This is a genomic window from Morganella sp. GD04133, from assembly GCF_029835375.1.
GTDB lineage: Bacteria > Pseudomonadota > Gammaproteobacteria > Enterobacterales > Enterobacteriaceae > Morganella > Morganella morganii_B.
Window position 1 is genome coordinate 77000 of sequence record NZ_JAODZS010000020.1, and the last position, 13542, is coordinate 90541.

A 13542-nucleotide genomic window follows, 5' to 3' on the forward strand; every position below is an offset into this window, starting at 1 on the left:
CGTAATGGCGGAACCGCGTTTTATTCATCTTAATATTCACAGCGACTATTCCATGATTGACGGACTGGCGAAAACCGGCCCGTTGGTCAAAAAAGTGGCGTCGATGAATATGCCGGCGATGGCGATTACGGACTTCACTAACCTGTGCGGGCTGGTGAAATTTTACGGCAGTGCGCACGGCGCCGGGGTGAAACCGATTGTCGGTGCGGACTTCCTGATGGAAAGTGAGCTGCTGGGTGACGAACTGGCATCACTCACGATTCTGGCACGCAATAACACCGGTTATCAGAACCTGACCCTGCTTATCTCTGAAGCCTATCAAAAAGGTTATGGCGCTCAGGGGCCGACCATTCAGCGCGACTGGCTGGTTAATCATAAAGACGGGCTGATTATTCTCTCCGGCGGGCGCAAGGGGGATGTGGGTAAATTCCTGCTGCGCGGTAACAGCGCGCTGGTGGATCAGGCACTGGAATTCTGGCAGACCCACTTCCCGGACAGCTTCTATCTGGAGCTTATCCGCACCGGTCGTCAGGATGAGGAAAGCTATCTGCATGCTGCAGTACAGCTGGCGACAGAGAAATCCCTGCCGGTGGTGGCGACCAACGATGTCCGCTTTATCAGCAGTGAGGATTTTGACGCCCATGAAATCCGTGTCGCCATTCATGACGGCTATACGTTAGCGGACCCGAAACGTCCGAAGCTCTACAGCCCTCAGCAATATCTGCGCAGTGAGGACGAGATGTGCGAGCTGTTCGCCGACATCCCGGAAGCACTGCAGAACAGCGTCGAAATTGCTAAGCGTTGTAACGTCACTATCCGTCTCGGCGAGTATTTCCTGCCGCAGTTCCCGACCGGGGATATGAGCACGGAAGATTATCTGGTCAAACGATCGAAAGAGGGACTGGAGGAGCGCCTGGCGTTCCTGTTCCCGGATCCGGAAGTGCGTGCGCAGCGCCGTCCGGAATATGACGAACGTCTGGATGTCGAACTGAAAGTGATTAACCAGATGGGCTTCCCCGGCTACTTCCTGATCGTGATGGAGTTTATCCAGTGGTCGAAGGATAACAATGTGCCGGTAGGGCCGGGACGTGGTTCCGGTGCCGGTTCACTGGTGGCGTACTCCCTGAAAATCACCGATCTGGATCCGCTGGAATTCGACCTCCTGTTCGAACGCTTCCTGAACCCGGAACGTGTTTCCATGCCCGACTTTGATGTCGATTTCTGCATGGAAAAACGTGACCGTGTGATCGATCACGTAGCGGAAATGTATGGGCGTGATGCGGTTTCCCAGATTATTACCTTCGGTACCATGGCGGCAAAAGCGGTGATCCGCGATGTCGGTCGTGTGCTGGGGCATCCGTACGGATTTGTTGACAGAATTTCCAAACTGGTGCCACCGGATCCCGGTATGACACTGGAAAAAGCCTTTGCGGCAGAGCCGCAGCTCGGCGAGGTGTATGAAGCTGATGAGGAAGTCAGGGCGCTGATCGACATGGCGCGTATCCTGGAAGGGGTAACGCGTAACGCCGGTAAACACGCCGGTGGTGTGGTGATCGCGCCGACAAAAATTACTGATTTCGCGCCGCTGTACTGCGACCCGGAGGGGAATAACCCGGTCACGCAGTTTGATAAAAACGACGTGGAATATGCCGGTCTGGTGAAGTTTGACTTCCTCGGTCTGCGCACGCTGACGATTATCGACTGGGCGCTGGGGATGATTAACCCGCGCAATGAGAAAAAAGGTAAGCCGCCGGTGGATATCGCGGCTATCCCGCTCGATGACCAGAAAAGCTTTGATATGCTGCAGCGCTCGGAAACCACCGCAGTTTTCCAGCTTGAATCCCGCGGCATGAAGGATTTGATCAAACGTCTGCGTCCGGACAGCTTTGAAGACATGATAGCCCTGGTGGCGCTGTTCCGTCCCGGCCCGCTGCAGTCGGGCATGGTGGATAACTTTATCGACCGTAAACACGGACGTGAGGCTATTTCTTACCCGGATGTGGAATGGCAGCATGAATCCCTGCAGCCGGTACTGGAACCGACGTACGGCATCATCCTCTATCAGGAACAGGTGATGCAGATTGCCCAGGTACTGGCGGGTTATACCCTGGGCGGCGCGGATATGCTGCGCCGTGCAATGGGTAAGAAAAAGCCGGAAGAGATGGCAAAACAGCGCTCGGTATTTGAAGAGGGCGCAGTGAAAAACGGCGTCGATGCCGAACTGTCCATGAAAATCTTTGACCTGGTGGAGAAATTCGCCGGTTACGGGTTTAACAAATCTCACTCCGCTGCTTATGCACTGGTTTCCTATCAGACACTGTGGCTGAAAGCACACTATCCGGCGGAATTTATGGCTGCCGTGATGACGGCAGATATGGATAACACCGAAAAAGTCGTCGGGCTGGTGGATGAATGCTGGCGGATGGGGCTGAAAGTTCTGCCGCCGGATATCAACAGCGGACTGTATCACTTCCATGTCAATGATGAAGGTGAGATAGTCTATGGCATCGGTGCGATTAAAGGTGTCGGTGAAGGCCCGATCGAAGCAATTCTGGAAGCCCGTAAGGACGGGTATTTCAAGGATATTTTTGATCTGTGTGCCCGTACGGACACCAAAAAACTGAACCGCCGCGTAATGGAAAAACTCATTATGTCCGGCGCGTTTGACCGCCTGGGGCCGCACCGCGCCGCGCTGATGTCCTCACTGGAGGATGCGCTGAAAGCTGCGGATCAGCACGCCAAAGCGGAAGCCACCGGTCAGGCGGATATGTTCGGGGTACTGGCAGAAGCACCGGAGCAGGTAGAGCGCTCTTATGCCAATATTCCGAAATGGCAGGACGAAATTATCCTTGAAGGGGAACGGGAAACACTCGGGCTGTATCTTACCGGACATCCGATAAACCGTTATCTGAAGGAAATTGAACGCTATACTCATGGTTTACGTCTGAAAGATGTTAACCCGACACCGCGTGGTCAGATGACCACGGTGGTCGGTCTGGTGCTGGCTTCCAAGGTGATCACCACCAAACGGGGAAACCGGATTGGTGTCTGTACCCTCGATGATCGTTCCGGCCGACTGGAAATTATGCTATTTTCCGATGCACTGGAACGTTACCAGCATCTGCTCGAACAGGATCGCATTCTGATCGCCTCCGGGCAGGTCAGCTTTGATGATTTCAGCGGCGGGCTTAAAATGGTGGTCAGGGAGCTGCTGGATATCAGCGAAGCACGCGAAAAATATGCGCGCGGGCTTGCTATCTCGCTCACGGACGGGCAAATTGACGAACAACTGCTGCACCGGCTGCGCGGTGCCCTTGAACCGCACCGCTCCGGGACAATACCGGTTCACCTTTATTACCAGAAGGACGATGCCAGAGCGCGGATGCGTTTCGGTGCCACCTGGCGGGTTACTCCGACCGATACCCTTCTGACGGATCTGCGGACTCTGCTGGGTAATGAGCAGGTAGAATTAGAATTTGACTAAAATAGGAACATTATGAGTCTTAATTTTCTGGATTTTGAACAGCCGATTGCCGAGTTAGAGGCGAAAATTGATTCGCTGACCGCGGTCAGCCGCCAGGGTGAATCACTCGATATCAATCTTGACGAAGAAGTTGAACGCTTACGGGCGAAGAGTCTGGAACTGACACGTAAGATTTTCGCTGACCTGGGTGCCTGGCAGATTGCGCAGCTGGCCCGCCATCCGCGTCGTCCGTATACCCTGGATTACGTCAAACTGATCTTTACCGATTTTCAGGAACTGGCAGGCGACCGCGCATATGCGGATGACAAAGCGATTGTCGGCGGGATTGCCCGTCTCGACGGTCGTCCGGTGATGATTATCGGCCATCAGAAAGGCCGTGAAACCAAAGAGAAAATCCGCCGTAACTTCGGCATGCCGGCACCGGAAGGTTACCGCAAAGCCCTGCGTCTGATGGAACTGGCAGAGCGCTTTAATCTGCCGGTGATCACCTTTATCGACACCCCGGGCGCCTATCCGGGCGTGGGCGCGGAAGAGCGCGGTCAGTCCGAGGCAATTGCCCGTAACCTGCGTGAAATGTCGCGCCTGAAAGTACCGACTGTCTGTACCGTTGTCGGGGAAGGTGGTTCCGGCGGCGCACTGGCAATTGCGGTCGGCGACAAAGTGAATATGCTGCAATACAGCACTTATTCTGTCATTTCACCGGAAGGCTGTGCCTCGATTCTGTGGAAAAGTGCGGATAAAGCGCCGATCGCCGCAGAAGCAATGGGTATCACCGCACCGCGTCTGAAAGAGCTGAAACTGATCGACAATGTGATCCCTGAGCCGCTGGGCGGCGCGCACCGTGATTATGAAGCGGTTGCCGCATCCCTGAAAGCACAGATCCTGTCTGATCTGGCAGAGCTGGATAAACTGGACAGCGAGTCTCTGGCTAATCGCCGCTATGAGCGCCTGATGAGCTACGGCTACTGCTGATAACCGGTTGTGGATACTGCCTTCTGTGAGTCATTATCTGCCGTGTTCCGCCGTGTGTTTGCCTCTCAGCAGGCAATCCTGGCGGGACTAAGCGGCGGGCTTGATTCCGTTGTCCTGCTGCATGCTCTGCGGCAGTGGCAGACCGCTGAGCGCCCGGCGCTGCGGTTGCGGGCAGTCTACATTCATCACGGATTAAACCCGCTGGCAGATGACTGGGCAGAACACTGCCGGACATTCTGCGGCTCACTCTCTGTTCCGTTCCTGGTGTGCCGCGTGCAGGTGGATCCCCGCAAAAAAGGGATCGAAGCTGCCGCCAGAGATGCCCGCTATCAGGCTTTCCGTGAAGTCATCGCCCCCGGTGAGGCGCTGGTGACCGCACAGCATCTGGATGATCAGAGCGAAACCTTCTTTCTCGCCTTAAAACGCGGCAGCGGCCCTGCCGGTCTCTCCGCCATGCCGGAACAGATGGCATTCGGTGCCAATCCGCTGATCCGTCCGTTACTCTCCTTCAGCCGTGCTCAGCTTGAGCAGTATGCGCACTATCATCAGCTTTCCTGGGTCGAGGATGACAGTAATCAGGATCGTCGTTATGACCGCAATTTTCTGCGCCATGCGGTATTACCGCAACTGAATGCCCGCTGGCCGCACTTTGCTCAGGCGGTTTCCCGCAGTGCTGCGCTTTGCGGTGAACAGGAAGCCCTGCTGGATGAACTGCTGCTGCCGGAACTTATGCAGCTGACGGATGCCGATAACGGGTTGTCTTTTGTCCCGCTGCTCAGCGCCGGGACGGCAAAACGTAATGCTATACTGCGCCGCTGGCTGAAATACTGTGGTGTGCAGATGCCGTCACAGCACCAGCTGGCTCTGCTCTGGCAGGAAGTAGCACTGGCGAAACCGGATGCGGAACCGGGCTATTATCTGAAACCAGTCACTATCCGCCGTTATCAGAACAAATTGTATGTAACAGAAAAAACAGCCGGATTATCAGAATACTGTCTGCCGTGGGATCTGCACTCTGCATTGTTATTACCGGATGATGCCGGGATTTTGCGGGTAGCGGAAGTTATCACTCCGCATGATATGGCTTCTGTGGTGCGCCCGCCGCGCCAGGATGAGCAGGTGACGATCCGGTTTGGTTTGCAGGGGCATTATCATATCTGCGGCCGGGATCGCGGGCGGTCAGCCAAAAAGCTGTGGCAGGAATCCGGTGTTGCGCCGTGGCTGCGCGAACGTACACCGCTGCTCTGGTATAACGATACGCTGATAGCGGCGGTCGGGGTATTTGTCACGAAAGAGGGCGAAGCGGATGAGGCAAAACTGATGATTATGCAGGAAAAAAACAACCCCGCAGGCGGGGTTGCAGAGTTATTCAGGACGGTGAGTGATCAATAACCACTGTTCCCAGGTCGGGATGACTAAAGCTGACAATCGAGTCCAGACGAAGCTCCCGCAGTTCGTTGTCAATCGTGACAACAAGGTATTCCACTTTCTTCCGGAGTACCAAATCGGTTGCTTTTCCTGTCAGAACATCGCCCCCCTGTAAGGTCACTTCCAGTACCATATGATGCTGGCAGGCCAGTTCGAGGTTGTCATAGTCATCACAATTAATTGGTTGATATTCGTTTTCTGCAGACATATTCCCTCACCATACTTTCGCTTGCGGTATCATCCGCGGATGGTTATTCAAATAGCCTCATCGCTCCCAGCAGACTATATCATAGTTATCATATTGGCTATTACTGATTACATTTTATTATCGGCAAAACATATTGTTTATCACTGTTTTGAAGAAAATCATTGCCATTTTAAAAATAAAAATGCGTAATTGTCTGAAAGCGCATGAATATACAAAAACTGACAATCATTTTGTTAACATTACCGCATCTGATGTTCAGGGGGAAACATGAAAAATCTGACAAAACTCTTATTGGCGGCAGGCATTTTCAGCATTACGGCCTGTAGTTCGACAGTCGTTGTACCACCAACGCCGGAAGTCCATGTTCTTGACCGTGCCTATAACGGTGTGGTTCCGTGTGCTGATTGCTCCGGCATGGATGTGACCGTTTTACTGGAAGGTGACGGTACCTATGTTATGCAGCGCACCTATCTGGAAACCCGCGATGGCAACCAGACCTTCTTTGAAACCGGGACCTGGGCGAAAGACGGTGACAAACTGCGCCTGACCGATACCGCCGGGCAGCGTGCTTACTATGATCCGCAGGATAAATCGCTGGTGATGCTGGATATTGATGGCAATCCGATTACATCAAATCTGAACTACACCCTGAAAATGGTGAAACCGGTACAGCTGAAAGGTGAATACCGTTATATGGCAGATGCGGCAACCTTTAAAGATTGCCAGACCGGTGTGGTTTACGCGGTACCGGGCAATATCGGTTTAGAGCAGGGTTACGGTAAGCTGGGTGTTGAAGGCGGTAAACCGGTTTATCTGGAAGTGGAAGGGTATTACACCATCCGTCCGTCCATGGAAGATGGTCAGTTTGATCAGGCACTGATCCAGACCGGTAAATCCGTACTGGATAAATCACGCGGCTGTCAGTAAGTTCTCTGAATCCCGCAGGCATAAAAAAGGCTGAACAGATGTTCAGCCTTTTTGTATTCACAGCACTGATAATCAGGCAGTGATGATTTTTTCTTTCAGCACACTGACAACATCGTCCAGCGCGATCAGAGATTTATCTTCGCTGCGGCGGTATTTGTATTCCACCACACCGCTGTCGAGGTTGCGATCACCGATAACGATGGTATGCGGGATCCCCATCAGCTCCATATCCGCAAACATCACACCCGGGCGCTCCTTACGGTCATCAAAGAGTACTTCAATGCCCTGTGCGGTCAGGTCAGCGTAGAGTTTTTCCGCCACTTCTTTCACACGGTAAGATTTGTGCATATTCATCGGCAGCAGAGCAACCTGGAACGGTGCAATCGCATCCGGCCAGATAATTCCGCGATCATCGAAGTTCTGCTCAATCGCTGCTGCGACAATACGGGTCACCCCGATGCCGTAGCAACCCATAAAGACCACTTCATTGTGACCGGATTCGTTCTGAACAGTCGCTTTCAGTGCTTCGGAATATTTTTTACCGAGCTGGAAGATATGACCGACTTCAATCCCGCGCTTGATCATCAGGGTACCTTTGCCGTCCGGGCTCGGGTCACCGGCGACCACATTACGGATATCCGCCACTTCCGGCAGGGCAGCATCACGCTCCCAGTTGATACCGAAATAGTGTTTGCCGTCGATATTCGCACCGGCACCGAAATCACTCATCATGGCAACGGTACGGTCAGCGACCACCAGCAGCGGCAGGTTCACCGGCCCCAGTGAACCCGGGCCTGCATTCACGGCTGCACGGATCTCTTCCTCTGTCGCGAACTCGATCGGAGCCGCAACCAGCGGGTGTTTTTCTGCTTTCACTTCGTTGAGTTCGTGATCACCGCGCACCAGCAGTGCAACCAGTTTGTGACCGCTCTCTTTGCTGCCGTGAACAATCAGGGTTTTGACGGTTTTCTCTACCGGCAGATTAAACTGTTCTACCAGCTCCGCGATGGTTTTCGCGTTTGGTGTATCAACCAGTTCCATTGCTTTCTGCGGCGCAGGGCGTTCAGTGATATTGCAGACCGCTTCTGCCAGCTCAATATTGGCTGCGTAATCTGACTCAGAGGAGAAAATCACATCATCTTCGCCGCTCTGTGCCAGTACCTGGAACTCGTGGGATGCACTTCCGCCGATAGAGCCGGTATCTGCCATTACCGCACGGAAATCCAGCCCGATACGGTTGAAGATTTTGCTGTACGCCTGATACATCGTATCGTACGTTTCCTGCAGTGAATCCTGGGTCAGGTGGAAAGAGTACGCATCTTTCATGATAAATTCACGGGAGCGCATCACACCAAAACGCGGACGGACTTCATCACGGAATTTGGTCTGGATCTGGAACACATTCAGCGGCAGCTGTTTGTATGATGTCACTTCGTTACGGATGATGTCCGTGACCACTTCTTCGTGCGTCGGACCCAGTACAAACTGGCGATCGCCGCGATCGGTGATACGGAGCAGCTCCGGACCGTACTGTTCCCAGCGTCCGCTCTCCAGCCATAAATCTGCGGGCTGAACCACCGGCATGGAGATTTCCAGTGAACCGGCATTTTCCATCTCTTCACGCACGATCTTCTCAACTTTGCGTAATACGCGGACACCGGTCGGCATCCAGTTGTACAGACCTGAAGCAAGTTTACGGATCATCCCGGCGCGCAGCATGAGCTGATGACTGACCACTTCGGCGTCAGCAGGGGTCTCTTTCAGAGTAGAGAGCAGATATTGGGTAGTACGCATTATTTAGGTTCCATTAGAACGACAAACATGTCTTATCGCAGAGGTATTCTGCGCAGAAGTGAAATTAAGCCTGACAGTTTACCAGTGACTGCCGCGCCCCAAAAGGGGTTTAGCGTTTTTCCAGACTGATGACTTCGGTCACGCCGTCACGGACATGCCAGCGGACATTTAAATCCAGCAGATGGACGGCATAGATTTTATCGTCAGCCTGTTGTTTTTTATACGCCGGACGCGGATCCTGCGCCAGTACCTGAGTGATAAAACGCGCCAAATCAGGATATTGTGCGGCCTGAGCCGTTATGAATTGCTGTGCCGCAGTACTGAACACGACCGGCATATCGGCAGGCGGCTCTTCCTGCGCAAAACCGGCCTGTGCGCCGGGCACGGATTCAGCATAAGGCAGATAGGGTTTGATATCCAGCACCGGTGTGCCGTTAAGCAGATCCAGGCTTCCGAGGGAGAGATATGCCGTATCGCCGTCGTAACAGACTTTTTTCAGTTCGACCAGTGACATCCCGATCGGATTCGGGCGGAAGGTGGAGCGGGTGGCAAACACGCCCATTTTGGCATTACCGCCAAGGCGCGGCGGACGCACCAGCGGACGCCAGCTGCCGGACGGAATATCATGGAAAACAAAGATGACCCACACATGACTGAATTGCTCCAGTCCGCGCACGCAGTCGGCGTGATTATAGGGCGCCACAAAGTGCAGTTCTCCGGTGCCATTCTCAACCAGCCCCGGCTGGCGCGGAATCGCAAATTTTTCCTGCCACGGTGAGCGGATAAACCCCACGGGCGAAAATGAAAACTCAGACATCATCAACCTTAATTGCAGTACCTTCGCAAACCGCCAGCTGCTTACAACCCGGTGCGGGGTTCACAGCACACTGATGGAGTAACACGGCATCTGCTTTCAGTTTTCCGGCCCGGTACAGCATTTGCTTACGGGCTGCCGGAATACCGGACTGTGCAGGGTTTGCCGCTTCCCGGCAATTCTGACCCAAAACCACGCCAAGGTCACGGAAAGGTTTCCCCAGCAATTCTTCCGGGTGGAGGTAGAGTTTGACACGTGATGCTGCGGATGTTGATTTGGCTTTTTTACCGGCCGGTTTTTTCAGCCGCATATCGGCGTATTGCGCTTGTTCCTGCTCAGAATGGCTCTGACGGAAAGAACATCCCGCTATGAGAAGAGCAAGCAGGCTGATAATAAGCACTCGCATGAAAAGAGATCCTCTGGCTGTACAAAACAGGAAAGCAATGGCTGGTGAAGTATTATTATTTATATGATGAACATTTAATGACTATAACAAAATAAAAAGGGTGAACAATTGTTCGCCCTCAGTGTAATATTCTTTCGTCTTCAATAAAAGAACTTAGCCGTTATTCTGAATTTCCGGTCTTTTACCAGCCTTTCACCGCACCGCCGTTGAAGACTTTATCTGCTTCATTAAAGACTTCATCTGACTGATATGCCTGAACAAACTCTTTCACCGCTTCGCTGTCTTTATTATCTTCACGGGAGACAATAATGTTGACGTAAGGTGAATCTTTATCTTCGACAAATAAGCCGTCTTTGGACGGGGTTAAGTTGATCTGGCTGGCGTAAGTGGTGTTGATGACGGCCAGGTCGATCTTATTATCATCCAGTGAACGCGGCAGTTGCGGGGCTTCCAGCTCGATCAGTTTCAGACCTTTCGGGTTTTCAACCACATCCAGAACGGTCGGCAGCAGACCGGTGCCTTCTTTCAGTTTGATTAATCCCTGCTTCTGTAATAACAGCAGTGAACGGCCGAGGTTAGTCGGGTCATTCGGCAGAGCGACCTGTGCGCCGTCCTGTAACTCATCCAGTGATTTGATTTTCTTTGAATAACCGGCAATCGGATACACAAAGGTATTGCCCACTGTTGTTAATTTGTAGTTACGGTCTTTAATCTGCTGATCCAGATACGGCTTGTGCTGGAATGCGTTCAGATCGATATCACCACGGCTGAGAGCTTCGTTCGGCATGACGTAGTCGTTGAATGTAACCAGTTCCACATTCAGGCCGTATTTGTCTTTGGCGACTTTTTTCGCCACTTCTGCCACCTGCTGTTCAGCACCGACGATCACGCCGACTTTGATACTTTTCGGATCTTTTTCATTCTGTCCGCAGCCCGCCAGCACTAATGAACCCAGCAAAGCACCGGCAACGACAAGAGATTTTAATTTAAAAGCCATCTTTTCTTTCCTCGTTCTGTTTAATACGCGGTCGCAGTCAGTGCGGCGCGGAGAGAGTCTTATTTGTGGGTAACGGCTTTAACCAGACGATCACCACATACCTGAATAATAAAGACCAAAACAACCAGCAATGCCAATACCGTATTCATAACGACGGCGTTATAACCGACATAACCATACTGATAACCAATCTGACCTAACCCGCCTGCACCGACAGCACCACCCATTGCGGAGTAGCCCACGAGTGTGATCAGCGTAATTGTTGCGGCGTTGATCAGTCCCGGTAATGCTTCAGGCAGCAGGATTTTACTGACAATCTGTAATGGTGTGGCACCCATGGAGCGGGATGCTTCAATCAGGCCTGACGGGATTTCCAGCAGCGCGTTTTCCACCATACGGGCAATAAACGGTGCGGCGCCGACAGTCAGCGGCACAATGGCAGCCTGTAACCCGATAGAGGTACCAACGACTAACCGGGTAAACGGAATCATCCACACCAGTAAGATAATGAACGGAATCGCGCGGAAGATATTGACCAGCACGGACAGGATCCGGTACAGGCTTTTATTATCCGCAATTTGACCCGAACGGGTGATATACAGCAGTACCCCCACCGGAAGGCCGATTAAAAATCCCAGGAAACCGGATGCAAATGTCATGACCAGGGTTTCCCAGATGCCTTTAACTAACAGTAAAATCATTCCTTCAGACATAACCGAGAACCTCTGTTTTTACGTGGTGTTCTTTCAGAAAATCAATCGCAGCTTCAACATCCTGCGGGCTGTTGCCGTCCAGCTCTGCCAGCATGACCCCAAATTTCACACCGCCCGCATAATCCATCTGAGAACTCAGAATGCTGATATCAATATTAAACTTGCGTGATGCAATCGAGATCAGCGGTGCGTCAACGGACTGACCACCAAATTCCAGTTTCAGCAGCGGCCCCAGGCCTTCCGCCGGTTCCGGTTTCAGACGCGCCAGATAATCTTCCGGCACATCCAGATGCAGTGTGGACTCAATAAAGGCCTGTGCCACCGGTGTTTTCGGATGAGAGAACACTTCACTTACCGTATTTTGTTCAATCAGTTGTCCGCCGCTGATAACGGCAACCTGGTCACAGATACGTTTCACCACATCCATTTCATGGGTGATCAGCAGGATAGTTAACTCCAGCCGGCGGTTGATGTCTTTCAGCAGTTCCAGTATCGACCGGGTGGTTGCCGGATCCAGGGCGCTGGTGGCCTCATCACACAGTAACACCTCAGGTTCGTTTGCCAGTGCGCGGGCGATAGCCACACGCTGCTTCTGACCGCCGGACAGATTCGCCGGATAAGCATCCCGTTTATCTGCCAGACCGACCAGGTCAAGCAGCTTCACAACCCGTTTTTCAATTTCCGCAGCCGGTACGCGATCCAGCTCCAGCGGCAGAGCAATGTTCCCGAAAACAGTACGGGACGACAGCAGGTTAAAGTGCTGAAAAATCATGCCGATGCCGCGGCGGGCACGGGTTAACTCTTTATCGTTCATCTTAGTAAGGTCTCGACCGCCGACGAGTACCTGTCCCGATGTTGGCCGTTCCAGCATATTCACACAGCGGATAAGCGTACTTTTCCCGGCACCGGAAGCACCAATCACACCGTAAATCTGCCCTTGCGGGACGTGCAGGTTAATATCAGAAAGTGCCTGTATTTCGCGATGACCCTGCTGAAAAACCTTATTTATATTCGTCAGCTTTATCATGTAATTATTATTACCTTGTTACGTGAAACTGGTTGTTCACCAGATGATTTCCGGATGTTAAGATGTCTGGATGGCTAAGTCAATAGGATTTAGTTATCAGGCCGCATTCTCATTCCGTATCAAATAAGCGATACTAAATACATTATTGATGACGGACTAAGAGTGTAACCATGGGTATCCCCGCAGTATTTCTGGACAGAGACGGCACCATTAACGTTGATACCGGCTATCTCCATGAGATTGATGATTTTCAGTTTATAGAGAACGCGATTGAAGCAATGCAGGCCATCAAACAGATGGGCTACGCTTTAATCATAGTCACAAATCAGTCGGGTATCGCCCGTGGTATGTTTACCGAAGATCAGTTTATGCATCTGACAGAGTGGATGGACTGGTCTCTGGCGGATCGCGGCGTTGATCTGGACGGTATCTATTATTGTCCTCATCATCCGGAAGGGACTGTCGAAGAGTTTCGTCAGGAGTGCAACTGCCGTAAACCGGCGCCGGGTATGCTGCTGGATGCACAGAAATTCCTGAAGATTGATATGAGTAACTCTTATATGGTAGGGGATAAGCTCGACGACATGCTGGCCGGACGGGCTGCCGAAGTGGGTACAACGGTATTAGTACGCACCGGTAAACCGGTAACGGAAGACGCTGAAGCGGCGGCAGATATTGTGATTAACAGCATCGCGGATTTACCTGCTCTGCTGAAACCCGCACAAAAAAGCGCAAAATCACCTAAAAAGTAACCCGATTGGGTGTTTTATCT

Annotated in this window: 12 protein-coding genes; 5 read left to right on the forward strand and 7 right to left on the reverse strand. The window is 52.3% G+C overall.

The window, feature by feature from the left end:
- Positions 1-4 precede the first annotated feature (4 nt).
- Genes dnaE through tilS form a run of 3 tightly spaced genes read left to right on the forward strand, consistent with a single transcriptional unit; the run spans position 5 to position 5848 of the window.
- Positions 5-3484 carry a DNA polymerase III subunit alpha gene (gene dnaE / locus N7387_RS11575; protein ID WP_274371441.1) on the forward strand — a complete coding sequence of 1160 codons (3480 nt, stop codon included), beginning with the start codon at positions 5-7 and terminating at the stop codon, positions 3482-3484.
- 12 nt (positions 3485-3496) lie between these two features.
- Positions 3497-4456: an acetyl-CoA carboxylase carboxyl transferase subunit alpha gene (gene accA, locus N7387_RS11580; RefSeq protein ID WP_279799055.1), complete on the forward strand. Its 960-nt coding sequence runs from the start codon at positions 3497-3499 to the stop codon at positions 4454-4456.
- Positions 4457-4465: 9 nt separating this feature from the next.
- The gene (gene tilS / locus N7387_RS11585) at positions 4466-5848 is read left to right on the forward strand and encodes a tRNA lysidine(34) synthetase TilS (RefSeq protein WP_279799057.1); all 1383 of its coding nucleotides are present in this window, start codon (positions 4466-4468) and stop codon (positions 5846-5848) included.
- Here tilS and rof read toward each other — a convergent pair.
- Positions 5826-6092 carry a Rho-binding antiterminator gene (rof, locus tag N7387_RS11590; RefSeq protein ID WP_025153743.1) on the reverse strand — a complete coding sequence of 89 codons (267 nt, stop codon included), beginning with the start codon at positions 6090-6092 and terminating at the stop codon, positions 5826-5828. The genes tilS and rof overlap by 23 nt on opposite strands.
- 267 nt (positions 6093-6359) lie before the next feature.
- Here rof and nlpE point away from each other — a divergent pair, with 267 nt between their 5' ends.
- Positions 6360-7019: an envelope stress response activation lipoprotein NlpE gene (gene nlpE / locus N7387_RS11595; RefSeq protein ID WP_025153742.1), complete on the forward strand. Its 660-nt coding sequence runs from the start codon at positions 6360-6362 to the stop codon at positions 7017-7019.
- A 72-nt stretch (positions 7020-7091) separates the two neighbouring features.
- Here the strand turns inward: nlpE and proS are convergent, their stop codons facing one another.
- From proS to metN, 6 genes are all read right to left on the reverse strand, one after another.
- A complete protein-coding gene (gene proS, locus N7387_RS11600) occupies positions 7092-8813 on the reverse strand; it encodes a proline--tRNA ligase (RefSeq protein ID WP_279799062.1) in 1722 nt (573 codons plus the stop codon).
- A 109-nt stretch (positions 8814-8922) separates the two neighbouring features.
- A complete protein-coding gene (tsaA, locus tag N7387_RS11605; protein WP_279799064.1) occupies positions 8923-9630 on the reverse strand; it encodes a tRNA (N6-threonylcarbamoyladenosine(37)-N6)-methyltransferase TrmO in 708 nt (235 codons plus the stop codon).
- Complete coding sequence (rcsF, locus tag N7387_RS11610; protein WP_262860730.1) at positions 9623-10033, reverse strand: Rcs stress response system protein RcsF; 411 nt, start codon at positions 10031-10033, stop codon at positions 9623-9625. Before rcsF ends, tsaA begins: the two co-directional genes overlap by 8 nt.
- Positions 10034-10214: 181 nt before the next feature.
- Entirely contained in the window at positions 10215-11030 is an 816-nt protein-coding gene (locus tag N7387_RS11615; RefSeq protein WP_025153738.1) for a MetQ/NlpA family lipoprotein, read from the reverse strand.
- A 59-nt stretch (positions 11031-11089) separates the two neighbouring features.
- Positions 11090-11743 (reverse strand): methionine ABC transporter permease MetI, encoded by a 654-nt coding sequence (locus N7387_RS11620; RefSeq protein WP_025153737.1) that lies wholly within the window; start codon positions 11741-11743, stop codon positions 11090-11092.
- The gene (gene metN / locus N7387_RS11625) at positions 11736-12770 is read right to left on the reverse strand and encodes a methionine ABC transporter ATP-binding protein MetN (RefSeq protein ID WP_025153736.1); all 1035 of its coding nucleotides are present in this window, start codon (positions 12768-12770) and stop codon (positions 11736-11738) included. Before metN ends, N7387_RS11620 begins: the two co-directional genes overlap by 8 nt.
- Positions 12771-12940: 170 nt before the next feature.
- Between metN and gmhB the strand changes: the two genes are divergently transcribed.
- Entirely contained in the window at positions 12941-13522 is a 582-nt protein-coding gene (gmhB, locus tag N7387_RS11630; protein ID WP_279799069.1) for a D-glycero-beta-D-manno-heptose 1,7-bisphosphate 7-phosphatase, read from the forward strand.
- The last annotated feature ends 20 nt before the right edge of the window (positions 13523-13542 follow it).